The following is a 22,922-nucleotide window of genomic DNA, read 5'->3' on the forward strand; positions in this document are numbered from 1 at the left end:
ATTGCTCTCGTAGTGAAACGGGTCGCGAGCCTGCCTTCGACGTTCAGTCGAGCGGCCAGACCTCGCGGCTTGCTGCCCTTACCGCCTGTGCCGAATCGAGCGCGAGCAGATCCTGCGCGCGCTGACGGCACAACTGGTAATCGAGACGGCGCACACGCGCCTTGATGCCCGGCACCGCTACCGGGTCGACCGACAGCTCGGTCACGCCGAGGCCGACCAGAATCGGCACCGCGAGCGGATCGCCGCCGAGCGCGCCGCACACGCCGACCCACTTGCCGTGCTTCGCGGCGCCGCGCACCGCGATGTCGATCAGGCGCAGCACGGCCGGATGCAGGCCGTCGGATTGCGCGGCCAGGTCGGCCTGGCAGCGATCCATCGCAAGCGTGTACTGCGTCAGGTCGTTGGTGCCGATCGACAGGAAATCCGCGTGTTGCGCGAGCTGGTCGGCCAGCAGCGCGGCCGACGGCACCTCGATCATCACGCCGACCTCGATCGGCTCGATGCGGCCCTGCGCTCGGGCGAACTCGTCGATGCGCTTTCTGAGCCGCACGATCTCGCCCGCGTCGGTGACCATCGGCAGCAGGATGCGCACCGCGCCGAACGGCTTCACCGCGAGCAGGCCCTGCAACTGGTCGTCGAGCAGATCGGGGCGCACCTGCGCAAGGCGGATGCCGCGCAGGCCGAGCGCCGGGTTCGGTTCGGGCGGCAGCGTCAGGTAGTCGACTTCCTTGTCGGCGCCGACGTCGAGCGTGCGGATGATCGCCGTGCGGCCCTGCAGCGCGTCGACGATCGACTGGTAGCTCTGCTGGTGTTCGACGACCGTCGGCGCGGCCTGGCGATGGATGAACATCAGCTCGGTGCGCAGCAGGCCGACCGCGTCCGCGCCGTTGTCGACCGCGGTGTTCGCGTCGTCGAGCGTCGCGATGTTCGCGGCCACCTCGATCGCGCGGCCGTCGGCCGTCGCGGCGGCCACGCCTGCCAGCTGCCGGTTCGCCTCGCGCACGCCTTCCAGGCGCTGGCGCTCGTGCCGCGCGCGTTCGACGTCGAGCGCGGTCGGCGCGTGTTCGAGACGGCCCGCGCTCGCATCGACGACGACCTGCGTGCCGTCCGGAATCGCATACAGCGCATCGCCGACCGCGACCAGCGCCGGGATGCCGAGCTGCCGCGCGATGATCGCCGCGTGCGACGTCGCACCGCCGCGCGCCATCACGAGCGCGGTCACGCGCTGGCGATCGAGCGACGACAGGTCCGACGGCGTGAATTCCTCGGCCGCGAGCACGGCCTCGTCGGGCAGCGCACGCGCCGCGCCGTTCGTGTGGCCGAGCGCGCGCAGCACGCGCTTCTCGATGTCGCGCAGGTCGGCCGCGCGTTCGGCGAGCAGCGCGTCGTCGAGCTTCGACAGTGTGTCGATCTGCGTGCGGATCGTCGCGCGCCATGCGAAACCCGCGCTCTTGCCGAGGCTGATCAGGTCGCGTGCCGCGTCGATCAGCGTCGGGTCCTCGAGCAGCACGCGATGCACCGCGAAGATGCCCGCTTCGCCGACCGCGCCGCGCGCCGATGCGCTGCGCACCGTTTCGTCGAGTTCGCCGTCGACAGCCTTCAGCGCCTGGTCGAGCTGGCGGCTTTCCGTGGCCGGCGTGCCGGCGGCCTGTTCGGGCGGCACGATTTCCGCATCGTCGAGACGCACCAGCGTGCCGACCGCGATGCCGGGGGCCGCGCATACGCCCACGAGCGTGTTCGGGTCGATCGGCGCGCCGACGTTGCGCGCGGCCGTCTGCGGCGCGGGCGACCTCAGTCGCGCCGGCTTTTCCTCGACTTCGCCGTGCGCTTCGCGCAGCAGTTCGTGCTCGACCGCATCGACGGCCTGCTGCGCGTGCGCGCCGCGGCCGACCAGTTCGACCGTCGCGCCTTCGCCGGCGCCGAGGCCGAGCAGGCCGACGACGCTCGCGATCGACGCCTTGCGGCCGTCGAACAGCACGTCGACGGTCGCGTCGAGCCCGCGCACGGCCTCACGCGCACGCGCGGCCGGCCGCGCGTGCAGGCCGCCCGGCTGCGCCAGCACGATTTCGCGGCGCACTTCGTTGTGTGCCGCCGCGCCGGCCTGCGCCGCCTGCGCAGCCGCTTCGCCCTTGCCGCGCAGCGCGAGCAGCGGCGTCTCGCCGGCCGTCGCGAAACCGCTCGCGCGGTCGACGACCTCGAACGCGTCGGAGTTCGCGATCGCGATCACCGACACGAGCGAATGCGCGCTGCGCGCGACCGCGTCCTGGTCGAACTCGATCAGCAGATCGCCCGCTTCGACGCGCGCGCCGGCCTCGACGTGCGCGGTAAAGCCCTGCCCGTTCAGCTCGACGGTGTCGATGCCGATGTGCAACAGCACTTCCGCGCCTTGCGGCGTCGTGATCGTCACCGCGTGGCCCGTGCGCGCGAGATGCGACACGATGCCCGCGCACGGCGCGACGAGCTTGCCCGCGAGCGGGTCGATGCCGATGCCGTCGCCGAACATCCCGCCGGAGAACACCGGATCGGGCACGTCGGCCAGCGGAACGATCGGCCCCGTCAACGGGGCAAGCAGGACGATCTGATCGTGGGTGGGGCTCTTCAACTGGGACTCCTCGGCGCGTCTCATCGGCTGTCTCGGCTATCAGTGCGTTTCGGTGACTTTGTTCAGGTGGCGCGGCGTGTCGGGATTGCGGCCGCGCGCGACGGCGAGATCCGCCGCCATCACGTAGAACGAAAGAATGGCGGCGATCGGGTCGAGCGCCGGATGGGCGGACTGCGCGAGCGGCAGCACCGTGCCCGACAGGCCGGGCGTGCCGGCGGGCGCCGCGAGCAGCACGGCGGCGCCGCGCGCGCGCATGTCTTCCGCGAGTTGCAGCAGGCCGGCCTGTTCGGGCCCCGGCGGCGCGAACACGAGCAGCGGATAGTCGCGATCGATCAGTTCCATCGGGCCGTGACGAACTTCGGCGCTCGAGAACGCCTCGGCCTGGATGCCGGACGTTTCCTTCAGCTTCAGCGCGGCTTCCTGCGCGATCGCGAGACCGAGGCCGCGGCCAATGACGATCATCCGCTCGATGCCCGCGAGCGCGGCAACGGCCTGCGACCAGTCGAGCCGGCCGGCCTGCGCGAGCACGTCGGGCAAGCCGCGCAGCGCGGTCACCAGCGCGGCGTCGCGCTGCCAGTAAGCGACGATCTGCGCGGACAGCGACAGCATCGCGATATAGCTCTTCGTCGCGGCAACCGACAGTTCGGGGCCGGCGAGCAGCGGCAACTGGTGCTCGCACGCATCGGCGAGCGGCGACGGCAGCACGTTCACGGCGGCGACGGTGCGCGCGCCGGCTTCGCGCAGCGCGGCCATCGTGTTGACGAGGTCGGGGCTCTTGCCCGACTGGGAGAATGCGATCGCGAGTTGATCCTGCACCTTCAGCGGCGCCTGCTGCAGCGTCGCGACCGACATCGGCAGCGACGCGACCGGCACGCCGAGGCGGCTCATCGTCAGGCTCGCGAAATAGCTCGCGGCGTGATCCGAGCTGCCGCGCGCGACCGTCAGCGCGACGGCCGGCGGGTGATCGAGCAATTGGCCGGCGAGCGCTTCGACGCGCGTGGTGTCGGCGATTTGCGCGGCGACGACCTGGGCGGACTCGCGCGCTTCCTTAAGCATATTCGACAATCGATTCTCCTTCGACATAGGTCGCGGTGAGGTTCAGGTCGCGATCGAACACCGCGAGGTCGGCCCATGCGCCGCGCTCGAGGCGGCCGCGATCGGCGACGCCGAGGTAGTCGGCCGCATAGCGCGACATCCGGTTCGACACGTCGGCGATCGGCAGGCCGAGCGACACGAGGTTGCGCAGCGCCTGGTCCATCGTCAGCGTGCTGCCGGCGAGCGTGCCGTCGGCGAGCCGCACGCCGCCGAGGCACTTCGTCACGTGCTGGCTGCCGAGCCGGTATTCGCCGTCGGGCATGCCGGTTGCGGACGTGCTGTCGGTCACGACGTACAGGCGCGGGATCGCGCGCAGCGCAGCACGAATCGCGCCCGGGTGCACGTGCAGCAGGTCGGGAATGATTTCCGCGTATTCGGCATGCGCAAGCGCCGCGCCCACCAGGCCCGGGTTGCGGTGATGCAGCGGCGACATCGCGTTGAACAGGTGCGTGAAGCCGCATGCGCCGTGCTTGAGCGCGGCGACGGCATCGTCGTAGGTCGCGAGCGAGTGGCCGAGCTGCACGCGCACGCCGCGCGCGGCCATCTCGCCGATGATCTCGATGTGGCCGGCGATTTCCGGCGCGAGCGTGACGACGCGGATCGGTGCGATCGACAGGTACTTCAGCACTTCGTCGAGCACGGCCGACACGGCCGCGTCGGGCTGCGCGCCGAGCTTGCCGGGGTTGATGTACGGCCCTTCGAGGTGCACGCCGAGCACGCGCGCACCGCCCGGCGTGCGGGTGCGCGCGACGCTGCCGAGATTGCCGACGACCTTCATCAGTTCGTCGCGCGGCGCGGTCATCGTCGTCGCGAGCAGGCTCGTCGTGCCGAATTGCGCGTGCGTGCGGGCGATCGTCTCGATCGCGTCGCCGCCTTCCATCACGTCGGCGCCGCCGCCGCCGTGCACGTGCAGGTCGATGAAGCCGGGCAGGATGTACGGCGCGTCGTTCTTCGCGGGATCGGCGGGCGTACCGTCGACCGTGGTGATGCGGCCGTTCTCGCTATCGAGCGAACCGTGAATCCAGCCGTCGGGGGTGAGGATGTTTCCAGTCAGCATGACGTTCTCTTGATGATCTGGTGACGCGGGCATCCGCGTCGTGATTTGCAAATCCGTGTCGTTGCTTCGCGCCCATCGCGTTGCTTGGCGCGCGGGCAGTCTCGCGCGTCAGCGTTTCAGTTCGGCGACGAAGTCGTAATAGTCGTCGCGGCAATACGATTCGGTCACTTCGATCGCGCGCTGGTCGGCGCCGTAGCCGATGCGCGTGATCACGAGCAGTGCCGCGCCCGGCTTCACCGCCATCCACTTCGCGATCTCGCGCGTCGCGTTCACCGCGCGAAAGTGCTGCAGTGCGCGCACGACGACCATGCCGCGCGCTTCGAGGTATTCGTACAGCGACGCGCCGAGCGCCTGCGGATCGGGCACCACCGCGGCCGGCAGCGTCGAATGCTCGACGGCCATCACGATGCCGTCCGCGCGGCGCAGCCGTTCGAGCCGAGCAACCGTCGCGCCCGGCGCGAGGCCGAGATGCACGATCTCGTCGCGGCTCGCGGTACGCAACTTGCGCGACAGCCATACCGAATCGGGCATGAAGCCGCGCTGCTGCATCTTCGCGGTGAAACCGACGAGACGCGACAGCGGATCAGCGACGCGCGGCGTGATGAAGCTGCCCGCACCGCGCGCCCGCGTGATCAGCCCCTGCTCGACCAGCAGCGCGAGTGCGCGGCGGGCCGTGATCCGCGATACGCCGACCGACACCGACAGCAGCCGCTCCGACGGCAGCGCCTCGCCGGCCCGCCACGCGCCGCCGTGAATCGCGCTCGCCAGGTTGCGGGCGAGCTGCAGGTAGAGCGGCGTGTCGCTGAGGGGATCGGGCGCCAGTTCGGACCAGCCGGTTTCCATGTGCCTCCGGGTGTCGGACGACGACCTCGGGCCGTCGAAAGTGAACGCATTATATAACCACCATAATACCAGTCAACGAACTGGTATTAGCTGCGTGAAAATCGCCGAAAGCCTTGCTGCGCAAGCATTTTAGTGCCGATAAAGCCTTTGTTTACAACGATATGCGGGATAGGGATTTACCCGAAGTGGTATGCAAGGGGACAGTTCCAGTGCCCGGTTCAGCCAGGTTTCGGGTGCGAATATGAGACCGGGATAGAACCAGTTGAGCCGACTGGTATGCATCGTGGGGCGAAGCGCCGCGCGGGCCGGCGGCACGCGTCGGGGGCGTCAGTGGAATTCGCGGCTCGACGTGCGCAGGCCGCCGAGCAGCGGCGTCAGATCCTCGAAATGCTGCGCGACGAGGTGCCTCACGTCGCTCACGACCTGCCACACGCCGGACGCCGCGAGCAGCCGCGAATCGAGGGTTTCGCGGCGCTGCCGCGCGAGCAGTTCGGGCCGGACGATCACGTTCACGCAGCCCGTTTCGTCCTCGAGCGTCATGAACATCACGCCTTTCGCGGTGCCCGGCATCTGCCGCGCGGTCACGAGCCCGCACGCGCGTGCGAGCCGGCCGTCGGGGCGGTCGCGCAGTTCGGCCGCGGACGACAGCCGCTGCGCGCGCAGCGCGGGCCGCAGCAGCGCGACCGGATGGCGGTTCAGCGTGAGGCCGGTGGTGTGATAGTCGGCGAGGATGTCGTCGGCCTCCGACGGCGCACCGAGCGCGGGCTTCTCCGCTTCGTCGATCGGCGCGGCGGCGAGCAGGTCGCGCTCCGGCGCCGCGGCGACGGCCTGCCACAGTGCATCGCGGCGATGGCCGGCGAGCGTCGCGAGCGCATTCGCGGCGGCGAGCGCTTCGAGGTCGCGGCGTTCGAGCTGCGCGCGACGCGCGAGGGTGTCGACGTTCTCGAACGGGCCCGCCGCGCGTGCGGCTTCGATGCGGCGCGCGGCGGCTTCGCCGAGGCCGCGCACGAGCGACAGGCCGAGCCGCACGGCAGGCTGGCCGTGCGGCGGCAGCTGGCCGGGCAGCGCTTCGAGCGATGCCTCCCAGTCGCTTTGCGTGACATCGATCGGCAGGACCTGCACACCGTGGCGCTTCGCGTCCTGCACGAGTTGCGACGGCGGGTAGAAACCCATCGGCTGGCTGTTCAGCAATGCGGCGAGGAAGATCGCCGGTTCGTGGCATTTGAGCCAGCTGCTGGCGTAGGCGAGCTTCGCGAAGCTCGCCGCGTGGCTTTCGGGGAAACCGTAATCGCCGAAGCCCTTGATCTGTTCGAAGATCTGTTCTGCGAATTCGGGCGGATAGTCGCGCTCGCGCATCCCGTCGACGATCTTGCGGTGATATTGCTCCAGATTGCCCTTGCGCTTCCACGCGGCCATCGCGCGACGCAACTGGTCGGCTTCGCCGGGCGTGAAGCCGGCCGCGATCATCGCGACCTGCATCACCTGCTCCTGGAAGATCGGCACACCCTGCGTGCGCTCGAGCGCGGGCTTCAGATCTTCCTTCGGGTAACTGACCTTTTCGATGCCCTGCCGCCGCTTCAGATAGGGATGCACCGCTCCGCCCTGAATCGGCCCCGGCCGCACGATCGCCACCTCGATCACCAGATCGTAATAATTGCGCGGCCGCAGGCGCGGCAGCATCGACATCTGCGCGCGCGATTCGATCTGGAACACGCCGACCGTGTCGGCGCGGCAGATCATGTCGTAGGTCGCTTCATCATCCTGCGGAATGTGTTTCAGCGTGAATGGCTCGCCGCCCGGCTCCGGCGGCCCGCGCCACGCGGTGCGCATGTCGAATGCGCGATGCAGCGCCGACAGCATGCCGAGCGCGAGCACGTCGACCTTCATCAGCCCGAGCGCTTCGAGATCGTCTTTATCCCACTGGATCACGCGCCGCCCGTCCATCGCCGCGTTCTCGACCGGCACGAGCCGCGTGAGCTTGCCGCGGCTGATCACGAAGCCGCCGGAGTGCTGCGACAGGTGGCGCGGGAAATTGAGCAATCGCCCCGCCAGGTCGGCCCATGCGCGGATCAGCGGCGTTTCGGGATCGAGCCCGGTCGTCGCGAACTTCTGCAGCAGATCGCGGCTGCCGTCGAACCAGCGGTGCCCTTTCGCAACGCGATCGACCAGCATCGGATCGACGCCGAGCGCCTTGCCGGTTTCGCGCAGCACGCCGCGCGGGCGATACGTCGATACGGCAGCGGCGAGCGCGGCGCGATCGTGTCCGTATTTTTCATAGATATGCTGGATCACTTCTTCCCGACGCTGATGCTCGAAGTCGACGTCGATATCGGGCGGCTCGCCGCGTTCCTCGCTGATGAAGCGCTCGAACAGCATCGTGCTCTGTTCGGGGTTCACCTCGGTGATGCCGAGGCAATAACAGACGACCGAGTTCGCTGCCGAGCCTCGGCCCTGACACAGGATGTTCTGGCTGCGCGCGTATTTGACGATGTCGTAGACGGTCAGGAAGAACGGTTCGTAGCTCAGCTTCGCGATCAGGTCGAGTTCATACCGGATCTGTTTCTCCACTTTCTCCGGAATACCCTGCGGATAGCGCTCGGCCGCCCCTGCCTCGGTTTCCTGTTCCAGGTAACTCGCCGGCGTGTGCCCCTTCGGCACGATTTCGTCGGGATACTCGTAGCGCAGCGAATCGAGTTCAAAATGACACGCATCGAGAATCGCGCACGTTTCCGCGATCTCTTCAGGCGAAAACAGTTGCCCGATACGCTGCCGCGAACGCAGGTGCTGTTCGGCATTCGGCGCGAGCGCATAGCCGCATTCCGAAACCGGCATCCCGACGCGGATCGCCGTCATCACGTCCTGCAACGCCTTGCACGAGCGCCGGTGCATCGTCACGTCGCCGAGCGCGACGATGCGCACGCCGCGCCGCGCGCCGGCCGCACGAATCTCCTCGCGCTGCGCACCGTCCAGCGCACGCTGCAACTGCACGAGCCCTAGCCGCGCACGCTCGCCGAATGTCGTGCGAAACCACGCGACCTGCGCATCGAGTACATCCGCACGCACCGGATACGTGGGCACGAGAATCGCGAAGCAGTCGGGTATTCCGCGCAAGTGCGCAAACTCCTCGGGCGGCACCGACAGCATCCGCGACGTCAGTCGGTACGTGCCCTTCGGCGATGCCATCCGCCGCCACGAAATCAGTTCGGACAGGTTGCCGTAACCCTCGCGGTTCTGCGCGAGCAGCACGAGCCCGAACGCGCCGGGGCCAGGATCGTGGCCCGGCGCGACTTCATCCGGGGTTACTTCGAAATACGAACCGATGACGAGCGGCAGCCCTTTCGCCTTCGCCTCGACATGCATGCGCGGCGCGCCTGCGAGCGAGCATTCGTCGGTGATCGCGATCCCGCGATAACCGAGCTCGAACGCGCGCTCGACCAACTCTTCCGCATGCGACGCGCCATGCAGGAACGAGAAGTTCGAGCGGCAAAACAACTCCGCGTAATCGGGCAGCCAACTGAATTCCGCAACCATCACCGATCACCCGAACAGGCCGTGCAGGAACCAGCGCGGCTCGGACTCGCTCCTCGCTCGCTCCCTGAATACCCAGTAGCACGCACCGGCCTCGTCCTGCGCGACGCAGTAATCGCGCGCAGCGAGCTGACCATCGAACCACCCGGCCTCGATCCGCTCCACCGACGACATCATCCTGAGCGGCGTATGAAATACCGGCCGCTCCCCGCGCATCAGCAACGGCAGCGGCTCGGCCAGCAGCCACGCGGGACGCGGCGGCACGGCCGGCGAACCGGCGGCCGGCTTGCCGGCCTGCGCATCGAGCGGCAGCCAGCGGTTCGCGGCTTCGGGCCGGTGATCGGCAACCGGCGCCGCGCGCAGCACGTTCTCCGCGCCGAGCCGCGCGACCAGCAACTCGAACAGCCGCGCGCGCGTCTCGCGCGTGCCGCCCGGTTCGGGAAACAGATCGTCCGCCGGCGGCGCGACCGATTCGACGCGCGTGGCCTTCAGGCGCACCGCGATCACCGCGGCCGGCAGTTCGACGCGCGCGAGCCGCTCGCCGAGCAGCCGCATGAAGTGCGCCTCGTCGCGTACGGGCGCGGCGAACGCGAGTTCGAGCGGCGTCGGCGGCACGGCCTGGCGGCCGCGCTCGTGCTCGAGATCGAACGTCATCGCGGCCAGCGACAGTTGCCGCGCAGCCAGCCAGCCGCAGAGCTGCACGACGAGCCGCCGCGCGGCGAACAGCACGGCTTCCGCGTATTCGACGCGCTCCGGCAATTCGAGCCGCACGTCGAACACGGGCGGCACCGCCATCCACGCAAGCGGCTCGACCGCGTCGCCGTACGCGCGATCGAGCGCGGCCAGCAGCGCGGGACCGCAGCGGCGCTGCAGCCCCGCGCGCGGCAGGCGGCGCAGATCGGCGAGCGTGCGGCAACCGAGGCCGTCGAACCAGCCCGCATACGGACGCGCATCGGGCAGCAGCACACAGGGCAGCCCGTCGAGCGAGCGGACGAGCGACGCGTGGCCGGCGACGCGGCGCCGGATGCGCGCGCGCGCCGACGTGCGCGCGAGCAGCCACGCGCCGCGCCCGGTCGGCGCGGCGGACAGGCGCGCCGCATAACCGAGCGCCGCGAGCGTCGCGCGCACCTGGCGGCACAGCGACGGCAAGCCGCCGAACAGGCGCAGGCTCGGGCCGACGTCGACGATCAGCGTGGCTTCGTCGTCGAGCGCGACGCACGGCGAGAAGCGCAGCAACGCGAGCGCGACCGCGCGCTGCGCATCGGCCTCGCGCGCGGGATCGCGTTCGACGAGCTGCGTGTCGGGTGCGAGCGTCAGCACGCCGCCGCGCTTCATGCCCGCACGCACGCCTTGCCGGCGCGCGGCCGCATCGGCGATCAGCACGACGCCTTGCTCGAGCACCGCGCAGCCGGCGCCGCCGGCCGCTGCGTCAGACGGCTGCGGGGCGCACACGTCGAGCGGCAGGCGCGGCAGATGGATGCCGAGCAAGACGCGCATAACGACTCTCCACGATGGGCGACGGCAGGTCGAGCACGAGCGGCTCGCCGCGCGCGGGCCCGCGACGCTTGACGATATCGAGCGACACGCCGCCCGGCACGGGATGCAGCGCGACGCGCAGCACGGCCGGCGACGGCTGCCGCGCGGCCGACAGCGGACGCAGCATCACGAACAGCGTGTCGCCCGTGCGCGCGGCCGCGAGATGCAGGCGCCGCAGCGCATCGGGCCGCGCGTCCTGCCAGAGCAGCAGCGCGCCGCAACAGCCGGTCCTGAGCGCCTGCTCGGCGGCCCACAACGCATCCGTGCGGCTGCCGGCGCGCAGCCACAGCAACGCGTCGGCCGGCACGCCGAGACTGGCGAGCGCGGTCGCATGCGGCGATTGCGGCGGCGCGACGAGCGCGAGCGGACGCCGGGCGCTGACGGTGCGTGCGAGCGCGGGCGCGAGCAGCCGCATCTCGCCGCAGCCCGGCTGCGCGGCCAGCAGTTCGACGAGCCCGCCGACCGGCCAGCCGCCGCCCGGCAGCTCGGCGGACAGCGGCGCGAAGCCGGTATCGATCGTGCGCGGGCCGCCGCGCGCGAGCTGCGAGCCGCGCCAGAGCGACGGATGAAGGGATTCGGGAGAAATGGAGGATGCGAGCATGACGCCACCCACAACTGTATGGATATACAGTATATGGCAATGCGCCCGCGTCGCACAGCGCCGGTGCGAAACCGGTTTTTGTCAGAGGAAAAACAGGGGGAAAGCCGGCGCGCCCGTCATGTTACGGTGCGCCGGATCGGGCCGCCCGCACGCCCGCCGCCACGACCATCCGGCCCGATGCGACGCACGCGGGCCGGATCGCCCGGCCGGATCGGCACGCCAACCCTCACGCCAACCGGCACGATGCAACACCGCATCGCGCCGGCTCGCCGCGTGCCGCCCGTCAGGTTAGCTCAGCAACAACGCGTCGTCGTCGAGCTGCTCGTGCCGCACCTTCTCGAACATCTGCAGCAGGTCCGGCACGTCGAGCCCCTTGCGCGCGTCGCCCGACACGTCGAGCACGACCTGCCCCTGGTGCAGCATCACCGTGCGGTCGCCGTAGTCGAGCGCCTGCCGCATGCTGTGCGTGACCATCATCGTCGTCAGCCGGCTCTCGGCGACGATGCGCGCGGTCAGTTCCAGCACGAACGCGGCCGTCTTCGGGTCGAGCGCGGCCGTGTGCTCGTCGAGCAGCAGGATCCGCGACGGCCGCAGCGACGCCATCAGCAGGCTCACGGCCTGCCGCTGGCCGCCCGACAGCAACCCGATCCGGTCGGTCAGCCGGTTTTCGAGGCCGAGGTTCAGCAGCCGCAGCTTGTCGCGGAACAGCTCGCGCGACGGACGGTCGAGCGCGGCCCGGAAGCCGCGCCGCACGCCGCGCGCCGTCGCGAGCGCCATGTTTTCCTCGATCGTCAGCGCCTCGCAGGTGCCGGCCATCGGATCCTGGAACACGCGCGCGACGAGGTGCGCGCGGTCCCACGCGGGCTGGCGCGTGACGTCCGCGCCGTCGATCGAGATGCGCCCCGCATCGACGCGCTGGTCGCCGCTGACCGCATTGAGGAAGGTCGACTTGCCGGCACCGTTCGAGCCGATCACCGCGACGAACTGGCCGTCGGGAATCTCGAGCGACAGCCCGCGCAGCGCGCGCGTCTCGATCGGCGTGCCGGGATTGAACGTGAGTGTCAGGTCTTGTGCGGACAGCATGTCATGCCCCTCCGTTCTTGCGCGCGAACAGCTTCTTGCGCGTCGCCGGCAGCACCAGCGCGATCGTGACGAGCGCGGCCGTCACGAGGTTCAGGTCCTGCGCCTTCAGGCCGATGAATTCGCTGTTCAGCGCGAGCGCGATGAAGAAGCGGTAGACGATCGCGCCGAGCACGACGGCGAGCGTCGTCAGCACCAGCCGGCGCGCGGGCAGCAGCGTCTCGCCGATGATCACCGCGGCCAGCCCGATCACGATCGTGCCGATCCCCATCGAGATGTCCGCGCCGCCCTGCGTCTGCGCGAACAAGGCGCCTGCGAGCGCGACGAGCGCATTCGACAGCGCCATCCCGGCAAGCGTCGCGCGGCCGGTCGCGATGCCTTGCGCACGCGCCATCCGCGGGTTCGCGCCGGTCGCGCGCATCGCGAGGCCGAGCTGCGACGAGAAGAACCAGTCGAGGCCGAGCTTCGCGACCACGACGACGATCGCGAGCAGCACCGGACGCAGCACGTAGTCGGGCATCCAGTCGGGCTGCAGTACGGTAAACAGCGTCGGCTCGGTGATCAGCGGCACGTTCGGCCGGCCCATGATCCGCAGGTTCACCGAATACAGCGCGATCATCATCAGGATGCTGGCGAGCAGATCCATGATCTTCAGGCGCACGTTGAGCCAGCCCGTGATGAAGCCGGCCAGCGCGCCCGCGACGATCGCGAGCACCGTCGCGGAGAACGGGTCGTAGCCGGCCGAGATCAGCGTCGCGGCGACGGCCCCGCCGAGCGGAAAACTGCCGTCGACGGTGAGATCGGGGAAGTTGAGGATGCGAAACGAGATCAGCACCCCGAGGGCGACGAGACTGAAGATCAGGCCGATCTCCAGCGCGCCCAGAAACGAGAACAGAGACATGGTGGGGAAATCCTGTTGCTTCCCGGCCGGACGTGTACGGCCGGGCGAAGCGAACGGGCGGCCCCGGGTGGGAGCCGCCCGTCCGGCGGTGTCGTTCAGGCCCGGATCGGGCTCGCAAGCGCGGCGGTCGGGCCGCGGCTTACTTGATGACCGTCTTCGCGTCCTTCAAGAGATCCGGCGCCAGCGTGACGCCCTGCTTCGCGGCCGCGCCCGTGTTCGCGAACAGCTCGAGGTTGCTGCTCGTCTCCGACGCGATCGCGCCCGGCTTCTCGCCCTTCAGGATGCGCGCGACGACCTTGCCCGTCTGGCGGCCGAGGTCGCCGTAGTTGATGCCGAGCGCCGCGATGCCGCCGCGCTTCACGCTGTCGGTGTCGCCGGCGACGAGCGGGATCTTCGCTTCGTTCGCGACCTTCACGAGCGCTTCGTACGCGGACACGACGTTGTTGTCGGTGTTCGTGTAGATCACGTCGACCTTGCCGATCAGGCTCTTCGCGGCCGGGCCGATGTCGACGGTGCGCGGTGCGGCCGCTTCCTTCAGCGTCATCCCCTGCTTCGCGAGGAGCTCCTTGAGCTCCTTCACGACGACGACCGAATTCGCCTCGCCCGGGTTGTAGACCATGCCGACCGTCTTCGCATTCGGCACGACGCGCTTGATCAGCGCGACCTGGCGATCGAGCGGCAGCTTGTCGGACACGCCCGTCACGTTGGTGCCCGACGGGCCCCAGCCCTTCACGAGCTGCGCGGCGACCGGATCGGTCACGCCCGAATAGACGACCGGCACGCTCTTCGTCGCCGCGACGACCGACTGCGCGGCCGGCGTCGCGATCGCGACGATCACGTCGGGCTTGTCGCCGACGAACTTGCGTGCGATCTGCGCGGCCGTGCCCGTGTTGCCCTGCGCGCTCTGGTATTCCCACTTGAGCTTGTCGTCGCCGTAGCCTTCCGCCTTCAGTTCGGCGCGCACGCCGTCGCGGATCGCGTCGAGCGCCGGATGGTCGACGATCGACAGCACCTTGACGGTCTGCGCGTGCGCGGCGCCTGCCAGCGCGAGTGCGGCCACGCCGGCCGTGATCGAACGGATCGCGAAAGTCTTGAATCGCTTCATGGGTGAGTCTCCCCCGTATTGTGTCGGTTCTGGATGATGGATTCCCGCCGCCGTCAGACGGGCACCGCAGCGCGTGAAACTCGGCGGCGGCCGGCCCGCGCGCACCCCGGGAAGGTGCGTAGCGGCGAACGCACGAGGATACCATTTCCGCAGACCACCGCCTGACTCCGCCCTTTCACGCGGCGCGCCGGATTGCGCTGCCCGCCGGTGCCCGCGACCGCGCGCGAAGCCCGGCCGGCGGCGGCTCCCGCCGGCATCGGCGCAACGCGTCAGCCGCGTTGACGGCTTTACGTTATGCTGTCGGCCGACCCAGGCGACACCATCGGAGGGCACATGAAACGGGGAGTCCGTGCAATCGCATTCGCGGCCGTCGCGCTGGCGCTGCCGGGCGCGGCATTCGCGCTGACCGACGGCTATGCGCAATACGACGAGTGCATGCTCGGCGCGCTGCGCGAAAGCCGCAACGGCGCCGCGGCCCAGCTGATCCAGCGCTCCTGCGACGCGCTGTACCGCAACAACGCGATGCTGCTGCCGCGCGAGCGGCGCTTTCACGAATGCGTCGTGCAGTCGCTGCCGGGCGTGCGCGACAACTATGCGATCCAGCAGATCATGGCGATCTGCTCGCGGCGCGGCGACATGTGAGCCGGCGCTGAACGCGGCGCACCACGCGGCCGTCCACCGGCCGCGCCAATGAAAAAAGGCCTGCGCGATGCAGGCCCTTTTCGTTCAGCGGTCCGACCGGTGTGCGGCGTTCAGAACGACGCGACCATCGAGCCCTTGAACTGCTTCTTGATGAATTCCCGCACTTCCGGCGACTGGTACGCCTTGACCAGCTTCTTCACCCACGGCTGATCCTTGTCCTTCGCGCGCACGGCGATCAGGTTCGCGTACGGGCTCGTCAGCGCTTCGAGTGCGATCGCGTCCTTGGTCGGCTGCAGGTTCGCGGCCAGCGCGTAGTTCGTGTTGATCACGGCCGCGTCGACGTCCGACAGCACGCGCGGCAGTTGCGCGGCGTCGAGTTCGGAGATCTTCAGCTTCTTCGGGTTCTCGGCGATGTCGAGCACCGTCGCGTTGTTGCCGCCCGTGCCGGCGCCCGACTTCAGCTTGATCACGCCTTGCGTCTGGAGCAGCAGCAGCGCGCGGTTCTCGTTCGACGGATCGTTCGGCACCGCGAGCTTCGCGCCTTGTGGCAGGTCCTTCAGCGACTTGAACTTCTTCGAGTACACGCCGATCGGCGAGATGTAGGTCAGGCCCGCGCTGACGATCTTGTAGCCGCGCTGCTTCACCTGGCTGTCGAGGTAGGGCTGGTGCTGGAAGCTGTTCGCGTCGAGGTCGCCCGAATCGAGCGCCGCGTTCGGCTGCACGTAGTCGTTGAACTCGATGACCTTCACGTTCAGGCCTTCCTTCTCCTTCGCGACCTTCTGCACGAGCTGCCACACTTCCGCATCCGGGCCGGCAACCGTGCCGACCTTGATCACCTTGTCCTCGGCGTGCGCGCCCGCCGACAGCGTCAGCGCTGCACCGGCGGCCAGCACGGAAAATACCTTCAGGAGACTGCGACGCTTCATCTGTTTCTCGCTTTCTTGCTTACTGGAAATGGGGCGCGATACGGGTATCCCCCGACTCGCTGGAAGGGGCAAATGGTGTCACAGGATCGGCGGGAAGTGAAATACATCCCGCTCATATGGGTATGCACCGCAGCGGTGCTGGCGGCGGATGCGCGGCTTGGCCGTTAGTTGCGTTAAGTGTGACGCGCACCCGTCAAGTCCGCGTCACGCCACCGCTGCGTCGCCGGCCGCCTTCGTGCCGAACGCGGGTTCGGCCGCCCGCTCGCCGGCCCGCCGCGACGATATGCCGCCTGCATCGCCGACCCGGAACGCGCCGACCGCGTCGCGCAGCCGCGCGGCCTGTTCCTGCAGCGACCCAGCGGCGGCCGCAGCCTCCTCGACGAGCGCCGCGTTCTGCTGCGTCACCTGATCCATCTGCGTGACCGCGCGCCCGACCTGCGTGATGCCGCTCGCCTGCTCCTCGGACGCGGCCGCGATCTCGCCCATGATGTCGGTCACGCGCGCGACGGCCTGCAGGATCTCGCCCATCGTCGTGCCGGCCTGGCCGACCAGCGTCGAACCGTTGCGCACGCGCTCGACCGAATCGACGATCAGCGCGCGGATCTCCTTCGCGGCCGTCGCGCTGCGCTGCGCGAGCGAGCGCACCTCGCCCGCGACCACCGCGAAGCCGCGGCCCTGCTCGCCCGCGCGCGCGGCCTCGACCGCCGCGTTCAGCGCGAGGATGTTGGTCTGGAATGCGATGCCCTCGATCACGCCGATGATGTCGGCGATCTTGCGCGAGCTGTCGTCGATCTCGCCCATCGTGCCGATCACGCGGTTCACGACGTCGCTCCCCGTGCGCGCGATGTCCGACGCGTTGTTCGCGAGCCCGCTCGCCTGCCGCGCGTTGTCGGCGTTCTGCTTCACCGTCGCGGTCAGCTGCTCCATGCTCGCGGCCGTTTCCTCCAGCGACGCGGCCTGCTCCTCGGTGCGCTGCGACAGGTCGTCGTTGCCGGCCGAGATCTCGCGGCTCGCCGACGCGATCGATTCGGCCGACTGGCGAATCCCGCCGATCGTCGCCCGCAGCCGAGCCTGCATGTCGCGCATCGCGGCCATCATGCTCGTGCGGTCACCCGCGCGCACGGGCACCGGCTGCGTGAGGTCGCCCTGCGCAATGCGCGTCGCGAGCGCGGCCGCTTCGTCGGGCTCGCCGCCGAGGCTGGCGCGCACGTTGCGGATGATTACCAGCATCGCCGCGCTGATCACGAAGCCGATCACGAACACGACCGCGAGGTGGCCGAGCAGCGTGCGGTAGTAGATGGTGTCGATGTCCTTCAGGAACACGCCGCTCGAGATGTTCCAGTCCCACGGCGCGAAACGCGTGACGTAGCTGATCTTCGGCACGGCGGTTTCGCTGTGCGGCAGCCGCCCGCGATATTCGGCGAAGCCGCTGCCGGTCGCCTTCGCGGCGTTCAGGATCGTGACGAACAGCGGCTTGCCGTCCGGATCGAGCGTGTCGCCGACCTGCGTGCCGACCAGCTTCGGCAGCGTCGGATGCATCAGCACGACCGGCTTCGAGTCCATCACGAACACGTAGCCCGAATCTCCGTAGCGCATCGCGGCAAGGCTCGCGAGCGCGTCGCGCTTCGCATCGGCCTCGGGCAGCGTGCCGCTCTGCGCAAGCGCGTGATACGACTTCACGATGCCGGCCGCCGAATCGACGAGATTCGCGATGCCGGCCCGGCGTTCGGCGAGCATCGTCGCGCGCGTCTCGTAGGCGCTCCAGGCGCCGACGCCCAGCAAACCGATCCATACCAGCGCAAGCGCGAGCCACAGCTTGCGGTTCAAACTCATTCTGCTCATCTGCGTGCCTTTATCGATGTCGGTGCACACGATGCGCACGAACGGCCTGCCGCGCGCAAACGGTTGCCCTTGCATTTACGGCAACGAGGCTTACAACTTGAATACACGCCGGAGCGCAACGGACGGCCCCGGCGCGACAGCCCGCATCCGCTGTGCTACAAAGACCGGCTGGCCGGCGCGCGACGCGCCGGCGCCATTCCGGGGCCATCCATGTACGTCATCGACATCCACTACACCGCATCGCTCGAGCGCATCGACGACGCGCTCGAGCGCCACCGTGCGTATCTGCAGCCGCTGTTCGACAAGGGCATCTTCATCGCGGCGGGGCCGAAGGTGCCGCGCGAAGGCGGCGTGATCCTCGCGGCCCGCATCGATCGCGACGAACTCGACGCGATCCTGAAGACCGACCCGTTCGTCACCGAGGGGCTCGCGACGTATCGCGTGACGGAATTCCGGATCACGCGCGCCGCATCCGGCTTCAACGTGCCGGCGCTGCCGTAACGCGGCATCTGCGCGGCACGCGCGCGTGCCGACGCGCCGCGCGGCGGGCGGCGGGCGGCGCATGCAAACGAAAAGGGAAAAGAGAAAGCGTGACGGCGCGAAACGGCCGTCACACGATCGCCGGGCCGGGCGCTCGGCGAATGCCGGTCACTCGACCAGCAGCTTCAGGTCGTGGACCCACGGGCCGGGGCCCTGGCCGTCGCGCACGAACAGGCGCAGCTTGCCGTCGCGATCGAACACATAGCTCGCGGCGGTGTGATCCATCGTGTAGCTGCCGGGCGTCTTGCCGGGCACTTTCGCGTAGTACACGCGGAAATCCTTCGTGACCTTCTTCAGCGCCGCTTCGTCGGCCGGCCGCAGGCCGACGAACGACGGATCGAACGCGGGCACGTACTGGCCGAGCAGCGCCGGCGTGTCGCGTTCCGGGTCGACGGTGACGAACAGCACCTGCACGCGCTTCGCGGCATCGGGCCCGAGCTGCTTCAGCGCCTCGGACAGCTCGGCCATCGTCGTCGGGCACACGTCCGGGCAGTGCGTATAGCCGAAGAACATTACGACAGCCTTGCCCTTGAAGTCGGCGAGCGTGCGCACCTTGCCGGCCGTATCGGGCAGCGAGAAGTCGTTGCCGAACTGCGTGTTGCCGGTGATGTCGAGGTTCTGGAATTTCGGCGCGTTGTCGCATCCGGCGAGCAGCAGCGCTGCCGTGAATGCGCACGCGAGCATCCAGCCTTGGCGCGCGCGGCGCCCGAACCGTGTATGGAGCATTGCGTTCAAACCGTGCGGTTACACGCCGAGCAGCGGGCGTGCATAGTGATCGACGAGCAGCGCGGCGAACAGCAGCGACAGATAGACGATCGAATAGCGGAAGGCCTTGCGGGCGAGTTCGTCCGAATAATCGCGGTAGATCTTCCACGCATACGCGAGGAACACCGCGCCGAGCAGCACCGCGCTCGTCAGGTAGACAGCCCCGCTCATCCCGGAGATGAACGGCATCAGCGTGACCGCGAACAGGATCACCGTGTACAGCAGGATGTGCAGCCGCGTGAACTTCTCGCCGTGCGTGACGGGCAGCATCGGCAGCCCCGCGCTCTCGTAATCCTTGCGGCGATAGAGCGCGAGCACCCAGAAATGCGGCGGCGTCCACACGAAGATGATCAGCACGAGGATCCACGCGTCGCCGGGCACCGCGCCGGTGACCGCGGCCCACCCGAGCGCCGGCGGCATCGCGCCCGACGCGCCGCCGATCACGATGTTCTGCGGCGTCATCGGCTTGAGCAGCAGCGTGTAGATCACCGCGTAGCCGACGAACGTCGCGATCGTCAGCCACATCGTCAGCGGGTTCGTGAACGTGTAGAGCGTCCATGCGCCGGCGCTGCCGAGCACGGCCGAGAACACCAGGATCTGCGGCGTCGTGATCTCGCCGCGCGCGGACGGGCGCCATGCGGTACGCCGCATCATCGCGTCGATCTTCTGTTCGACGAGGCAGTTGATCGCGAATGCGGCACCGGCCAGCAGCCAGATGCCGACCGTGCCGCCGATCAGCACATGCCACGGCACCATGCCCGGTGTCGCGAGGAACATGCCGATCACCGCGCAGAACACCGCGAGCTGCGTGACACGCGGCTTCGTCAGCGCCATGTACTGGGAAAAGCGGCTACCGGGCGATTGGGAGAGGGTGCTTTGCATGGGGGCGGTCACGCCGGGGCGGCGTCGCGCGCAGGCTGCGCGACACGGCCGGGGCGGCTTGAAAGGATGCGAAAGTTTAACATGACGACGAGCAGCAGCAGGATCGCGGCACCGCCGTTGTGCGCGACGGCGACCGGCAGCGGCCACTGCAGCACGATATTGGTCAGGCCCGTCACGAACTGCAGCAGGACGACCAGCAGCACGCCGTTCGCGGGCCGCCGCAGCGATTCGAAGCGGCGCATCTTCAGCGCGAACGCGACCAGGTACGCGACCACGACGAACGCGAACGTGCGGTGCGTCCAGTGGATCGCGACCAGCGCATCCTGCGTGATCGCGTCGCCGTCCTTCGTCATCCCGAGCGCGCGCCACAGGTGGAAGCCGTGCCCGAAGTCCATCGGCGGAATCCACTGGCCGTTGCAGGTCGGGAAATCGGTGCACGCGAGCACCGCGTAGTTGGTGCTCACCCAGCCGCCGAGCGCGATCTGCACGACCAGCAGCACGAGCGCCGCGAGCGCGGCCGCGCGATAGCGCCCGGCCTCCGGGTCGTGAGACGGCAGCGGCGTCTGCCGCGCCGCGAGCCAGCCGAGTGTGCCGAGCAGCGCGAGGCCGAGCAGCAGGTGGGTCGTGACGATCACGGGCTGCAGCTTCATCGTGACCGTCCATGCGCCGAACACGCCCTGCACGACGATCAGCAGCAGCAGGCTCGTCGGCCACCACGGCGACACGTGCAGCGGGCGGCGACGCAGCCGCGCGGCCCATGCGATCACAACCTGCGCGATGATCAGCACGCCGATCGCCATCGCGAAATAGCGGTGGATCATCTCGATCCACGCCTTCGTCATGCTGACGGGGCCCGTCGGCATCGCCTGGTGCGCGGCCGTGATCGCGGCATGCGCGATGAACGGCGACGACGTGCCGTAGCAGCCGGGCCAGTCGGGGCAGCCGAGCCCCGAATCGGTCAGCCGCGTGAAGCCGCCGAACATCACCAGGTCGAGGGTCAGGAACGTGGTGATCCACACGAGCTTGCGGAACTTGTTGTCGTCGGCCTTCACCCACACGTACGACAGCGGCAGCAGCGCGATGCAGAAGCCGATCAGGCCGAGTTGCAGTAGATACGACATCGGAATGGTGCCTCGCTCTCTTGCCTTAACCGATGCTCGACCACTTCAGCAGCTTCGTCACGTCCGCCTTGATCTTGCTGGGATTCGGGTCTTTCGGGAAACGCATCATCAGGTTGCCGTTCGGATCGACCATGTAGATGTGGTCGCTGTCCTTCGTGCCGGCGTCGGCCGGCAGCCACGCGGCCACCGCGGCCGGATCGGCGACGAGCCGGCGCGTGTCCGGATAGGCTTCCAGCACCTTCTGCGGCATCGCGCCCGCATCGCTGCGCAGCCACACCATCGTGAGCCGGTGCCGTTCGCCGGCCTGCGTGACGCGGATCTGGCGCATGAAATAGAGCTTCTGCGCACACGCGTCGTCGCACGCGCTGCGGTCCGTCATCACGAACAGCCAGACGCCGCGCAGCGACGACAGCGGCACCGTCTTGCCGGTTTCGTCGGTGACCTGCAGATCGGCCGGGATCGGCCGCTGCGGCTCGATCAGCGTGCCGTAGTTCGTCGAACCGCCCTTCGGCTTGATCACGTAATAGGTGAAGTACGACGCGAGCATCGGCGCCGCGCACACGAGACCCAGCAGCACGAGCATCCAGCGGCCGCGCTTGCGGGCCGCCGGCGAGATCGGCGCAGCGGCCGGACCCTGACGGGAAGATTGCATGGACAAATCAGACCTCTCGAAACGAACCCGCGGCGCGTGCGCCGCGTCCTGGCATGGCGCTCACGCGCCGGCCGACTTCTTCGCCGCACGCCGCGCGGCGTACAGGCCGAAGCCGAGCGCGGCCGCCGCCATGGCCCACCACTGAAACATGTAACCGTAATTGCGCTCGACGCCGGTCGCCGCCGCCGGCCAGTCGCGCACGAGCTTGTCGCCGTCGTCGCTCGTCTGCTGGATCACGAACGGCTGCAGCGGCAGCCCCGTTTCCTTCGCATACGCGGCGACGTCCAGGTTCTGCCGGATCTTCTGGTGCGCCGCCGATCCGCCTTCGCCGAGCTCGAACGCACGCGACGCGTCCGCGCGCGCGATGCCCACGATCTCGACGTCGCCCGCGGGCGTCGCGAACGACTCGATCGCCGTGCGATCGGCGATGTTGCGCGGCAGCCAGCCGCGGTTGACGAGCACGACACCGCCGCCCGTGAGTTTAAACGGCATCACGACGTAAAAACCCGGCTGGTCGTTATACGGCCGATTGTCGAGGAACACGGCCTGCTCGGGCAGGAAACGGCCCTTCGCACGCACGCGATGAAACTCGATCGACGCGAGCGGAATCGGCTGCGCGCCGACATCGACGGGCGCCGCATGCTCGTAGCGCTCGATGCTCGCCTGCAGCGCTTCCTTCTGGTGCGCGCGGTCGCGCTGCCAGAAACCGAGACGGATCGTGACCGCGACGACGACGAGAATCAGCAGCGCAGGCAGCCAGCGAATCTTCATCGTGCGGCCCGCCGGGCACATTCGCGAAAGCGAAATGCGATAATTATCCTCTTCCTTTCGAATTGCCGTCGTCCGGTTCGCGTCATGCACATACTCGTTCCCATCGCCTTCGTCCTCATCATTGCCAGCATGGGCTCGGCGCTCTACTTCATGATGCACGACCGCGGCCACACGAAACGCATGGTCTGGTCGCTCGCCACCCGCGTCGGGCTGTCGGTCTCGCTGTTCCTGTTCATCCTGCTCGCGAACTGGATGGGCTGGATCCATTCGACCGGCCTGCCGATCGGGCGTTGACGCATTTGCCGCCGCGGCCCGCTGCAACCGATGTGACATTTAGCCGCACGGCCGCGCCACCAAGTAAAAGCGCCGCCTGACTGAGTCGCGGCGGCGCCAAGGGTGTCGGCTCGCAACTGCCGGGCCGACACCAATGAAA

The 22,922-nt window shown here is 68.9% G+C and carries 20 protein-coding genes; 3 read left to right on the top strand and 17 right to left on the bottom strand.

Translation table 11 applies throughout. The features are described from left to right. Positions 1–43: 43 nt before the first annotated feature. From ptsP to ACM6JT_RS03355, 10 genes are all read right to left on the bottom strand, one after another. Complete coding sequence (gene ptsP, locus ACM6JT_RS03310) at positions 44–2,626, bottom strand: phosphoenolpyruvate--protein phosphotransferase (protein WP_414855966.1); 2,583 nt, start codon at positions 2,624–2,626, stop codon at positions 44–46. 15 nt (positions 2,627–2,641) lie between these two features. Next, entirely contained in the window at positions 2,642–3,658 is a 1,017-nt protein-coding gene (locus ACM6JT_RS03315) for an SIS domain-containing protein (RefSeq protein ID WP_034179087.1), read from the bottom strand. Beyond that, positions 3,651–4,754, bottom strand: coding sequence for an N-acetylglucosamine-6-phosphate deacetylase (nagA, locus tag ACM6JT_RS03320; RefSeq protein WP_414855967.1), 1,104 nt, complete (start codon positions 4,752–4,754; stop codon positions 3,651–3,653). The genes ACM6JT_RS03315 and nagA overlap by 8 nt, the downstream gene beginning before the upstream one ends. Positions 4,755–4,862: 108 nt before the next feature. Then, a complete protein-coding gene (locus tag ACM6JT_RS03325; RefSeq protein WP_034179089.1) occupies positions 4,863–5,597 on the bottom strand; it encodes a GntR family transcriptional regulator in 735 nt (244 codons plus the stop codon). Positions 5,598–5,924: 327 nt separating this feature from the next. Next, a complete protein-coding gene (locus ACM6JT_RS03330) occupies positions 5,925–9,128 on the bottom strand; it encodes an error-prone DNA polymerase (RefSeq protein WP_414855968.1) in 3,204 nt (1,067 codons plus the stop codon). Between the two features lie 6 nt (positions 9,129–9,134). Next, entirely contained in the window at positions 9,135–10,622 is a 1,488-nt protein-coding gene (locus tag ACM6JT_RS03335; RefSeq protein WP_414855969.1) for a Y-family DNA polymerase, read from the bottom strand. Beyond that, the gene (gene imuA / locus ACM6JT_RS03340) at positions 10,555–11,262 is read right to left on the bottom strand and encodes a translesion DNA synthesis-associated protein ImuA (RefSeq protein WP_034179092.1); all 708 of its coding nucleotides are present in this window, start codon (positions 11,260–11,262) and stop codon (positions 10,555–10,557) included. Before imuA ends, ACM6JT_RS03335 begins: the two co-directional genes overlap by 68 nt. 288 nt (positions 11,263–11,550) lie before the next feature. Further along, positions 11,551–12,345 carry an ABC transporter ATP-binding protein gene (locus tag ACM6JT_RS03345; protein ID WP_072437267.1) on the bottom strand — a complete coding sequence of 265 codons (795 nt, stop codon included), beginning with the start codon at positions 12,343–12,345 and terminating at the stop codon, positions 11,551–11,553. 1 nt (position 12,346) lies between these two features. Continuing rightward, positions 12,347–13,243, bottom strand: a complete 897-nt coding sequence (locus tag ACM6JT_RS03350; protein WP_175750343.1) for an ABC transporter permease — start codon at positions 13,241–13,243, stop codon at positions 12,347–12,349. Between the two features lie 139 nt (positions 13,244–13,382). After that, complete coding sequence (locus tag ACM6JT_RS03355; RefSeq protein ID WP_105393574.1) at positions 13,383–14,348, bottom strand: ABC transporter substrate-binding protein; 966 nt, start codon at positions 14,346–14,348, stop codon at positions 13,383–13,385. A gap of 333 nt (positions 14,349–14,681) precedes the next feature. Between ACM6JT_RS03355 and ACM6JT_RS03360 the strand changes: the two genes are divergently transcribed. Continuing rightward, positions 14,682–14,990 carry a VF_A0006 family four-cysteine protein gene (locus tag ACM6JT_RS03360; protein WP_047899082.1) on the top strand — a complete coding sequence of 103 codons (309 nt, stop codon included), beginning with the start codon at positions 14,682–14,684 and terminating at the stop codon, positions 14,988–14,990. A gap of 110 nt (positions 14,991–15,100) precedes the next feature. Here the strand turns inward: ACM6JT_RS03360 and ACM6JT_RS03365 are convergent, their stop codons facing one another. Together ACM6JT_RS03365 and ACM6JT_RS03370 are read right to left on the bottom strand one after the other, a co-directional pair. After that, the gene (locus tag ACM6JT_RS03365; protein ID WP_034179096.1) at positions 15,101–15,916 is read right to left on the bottom strand and encodes a MetQ/NlpA family ABC transporter substrate-binding protein; all 816 of its coding nucleotides are present in this window, start codon (positions 15,914–15,916) and stop codon (positions 15,101–15,103) included. Positions 15,917–16,120: 204 nt separating this feature from the next. Next, positions 16,121–17,758, bottom strand: a complete 1,638-nt coding sequence (locus tag ACM6JT_RS03370; RefSeq protein WP_243564929.1) for a methyl-accepting chemotaxis protein — start codon at positions 17,756–17,758, stop codon at positions 16,121–16,123. A 210-nt stretch (positions 17,759–17,968) separates the two neighbouring features. Between ACM6JT_RS03370 and ACM6JT_RS03375 the strand changes: the two genes are divergently transcribed. After that, positions 17,969–18,259 carry a YciI family protein gene (locus tag ACM6JT_RS03375; protein WP_034179097.1) on the top strand — a complete coding sequence of 97 codons (291 nt, stop codon included), beginning with the start codon at positions 17,969–17,971 and terminating at the stop codon, positions 18,257–18,259. A 147-nt stretch (positions 18,260–18,406) separates the two neighbouring features. Here ACM6JT_RS03375 and ACM6JT_RS03380 read toward each other — a convergent pair whose 3' ends face one another. From ACM6JT_RS03380 to ACM6JT_RS03400, 5 genes are read right to left on the bottom strand one after another with little or no spacing between them, the layout of a single operon-like run. After that, positions 18,407–19,024: an SCO family protein gene (locus ACM6JT_RS03380; protein WP_243564930.1), complete on the bottom strand. Its 618-nt coding sequence runs from the start codon at positions 19,022–19,024 to the stop codon at positions 18,407–18,409. A gap of 18 nt (positions 19,025–19,042) precedes the next feature. After that, complete coding sequence (cyoE, locus tag ACM6JT_RS03385; protein WP_034179099.1) at positions 19,043–19,945, bottom strand: heme o synthase; 903 nt, start codon at positions 19,943–19,945, stop codon at positions 19,043–19,045. An 8-nt stretch (positions 19,946–19,953) separates the two neighbouring features. Beyond that, on the bottom strand, positions 19,954–21,066 hold the full coding sequence (locus tag ACM6JT_RS03390; RefSeq protein ID WP_034179100.1) for a COX15/CtaA family protein: 1,113 nt from the start codon (positions 21,064–21,066) through the stop codon (positions 19,954–19,956). 25 nt (positions 21,067–21,091) lie between these two features. Then, positions 21,092–21,718 carry an SCO family protein gene (locus tag ACM6JT_RS03395; RefSeq protein ID WP_034179101.1) on the bottom strand — a complete coding sequence of 209 codons (627 nt, stop codon included), beginning with the start codon at positions 21,716–21,718 and terminating at the stop codon, positions 21,092–21,094. 60 nt (positions 21,719–21,778) lie between these two features. Then, the gene (locus ACM6JT_RS03400) at positions 21,779–22,489 is read right to left on the bottom strand and encodes an SURF1 family protein (protein ID WP_244099585.1); all 711 of its coding nucleotides are present in this window, start codon (positions 22,487–22,489) and stop codon (positions 21,779–21,781) included. An 84-nt stretch (positions 22,490–22,573) separates the two neighbouring features. Between ACM6JT_RS03400 and ACM6JT_RS03405 the strand changes: the two genes are divergently transcribed. Then, the gene (locus ACM6JT_RS03405) at positions 22,574–22,783 is read left to right on the top strand and encodes a twin transmembrane helix small protein (RefSeq protein ID WP_034179103.1); all 210 of its coding nucleotides are present in this window, start codon (positions 22,574–22,576) and stop codon (positions 22,781–22,783) included. Positions 22,784–22,922 lie beyond the last annotated feature (139 nt).

Origin of the sequence: Burkholderia sp. IT-111MI5 (assembly GCF_949752865.1) — a bacterium.
In the GTDB taxonomy this organism is placed as follows: domain Bacteria; phylum Pseudomonadota; class Gammaproteobacteria; order Burkholderiales; family Burkholderiaceae; genus Burkholderia; species Burkholderia pyrrocinia_C.

Bases quoted from the DNA above. Each gene is read 5' to 3' on its own strand.
- ptsP (WP_414855966.1), bottom strand. From the start codon at position 2,626: ATGAGACGCGCCGAGGAGTCCCAGTTGAAGAGCCCCACCCACGATCAG.
- ACM6JT_RS03315 (WP_034179087.1), bottom strand. From the start codon at position 3,658: ATGCTTAAGGAAGCGCGCGAGTCCGCCCAGGTCGTCGCCGCGCAAATC.
- nagA (WP_414855967.1), bottom strand. From the start codon at position 4,754: ATGCTGACTGGAAACATCCTCACCCCCGACGGCTGGATTCACGGTTCG.
- ACM6JT_RS03325 (WP_034179089.1), bottom strand. From the start codon at position 5,597: ATGGAAACCGGCTGGTCCGAACTGGCGCCCGATCCCCTCAGCGACACG.
- ACM6JT_RS03330 (WP_414855968.1), bottom strand. From the start codon at position 9,128: ATGGTTGCGGAATTCAGTTGGCTGCCCGATTACGCGGAGTTGTTTTGC.
- ACM6JT_RS03335 (WP_414855969.1), bottom strand. From the start codon at position 10,622: ATGCGCGTCTTGCTCGGCATCCATCTGCCGCGCCTGCCGCTCGACGTG.
- imuA (WP_034179092.1), bottom strand. From the start codon at position 11,262: ATGCTCGCATCCTCCATTTCTCCCGAATCCCTTCATCCGTCGCTCTGG.
- ACM6JT_RS03345 (WP_072437267.1), bottom strand. From the start codon at position 12,345: ATGCTGTCCGCACAAGACCTGACACTCACGTTCAATCCCGGCACGCCG.
- ACM6JT_RS03350 (WP_175750343.1), bottom strand. From the start codon at position 13,243: ATGTCTCTGTTCTCGTTTCTGGGCGCGCTGGAGATCGGCCTGATCTTC.
- ACM6JT_RS03355 (WP_105393574.1), bottom strand. From the start codon at position 14,348: ATGAAGCGATTCAAGACTTTCGCGATCCGTTCGATCACGGCCGGCGTG.
- ACM6JT_RS03360 (WP_047899082.1), top strand. From the start codon at position 14,682: ATGAAACGGGGAGTCCGTGCAATCGCATTCGCGGCCGTCGCGCTGGCG.
- ACM6JT_RS03365 (WP_034179096.1), bottom strand. From the start codon at position 15,916: ATGAAGCGTCGCAGTCTCCTGAAGGTATTTTCCGTGCTGGCCGCCGGT.
- ACM6JT_RS03370 (WP_243564929.1), bottom strand. From the start codon at position 17,758: ATGAGCAGAATGAGTTTGAACCGCAAGCTGTGGCTCGCGCTTGCGCTG.
- ACM6JT_RS03375 (WP_034179097.1), top strand. From the start codon at position 17,969: ATGTACGTCATCGACATCCACTACACCGCATCGCTCGAGCGCATCGAC.
- ACM6JT_RS03380 (WP_243564930.1), bottom strand. From the start codon at position 19,024: ATGCTCCATACACGGTTCGGGCGCCGCGCGCGCCAAGGCTGGATGCTC.
- cyoE (WP_034179099.1), bottom strand. From the start codon at position 19,945: ATGCAAAGCACCCTCTCCCAATCGCCCGGTAGCCGCTTTTCCCAGTAC.
- ACM6JT_RS03390 (WP_034179100.1), bottom strand. From the start codon at position 21,066: ATGTCGTATCTACTGCAACTCGGCCTGATCGGCTTCTGCATCGCGCTG.
- ACM6JT_RS03395 (WP_034179101.1), bottom strand. From the start codon at position 21,718: ATGCAATCTTCCCGTCAGGGTCCGGCCGCTGCGCCGATCTCGCCGGCG.
- ACM6JT_RS03400 (WP_244099585.1), bottom strand. From the start codon at position 22,489: ATGAAGATTCGCTGGCTGCCTGCGCTGCTGATTCTCGTCGTCGTCGCG.
- ACM6JT_RS03405 (WP_034179103.1), top strand. From the start codon at position 22,574: ATGCACATACTCGTTCCCATCGCCTTCGTCCTCATCATTGCCAGCATG.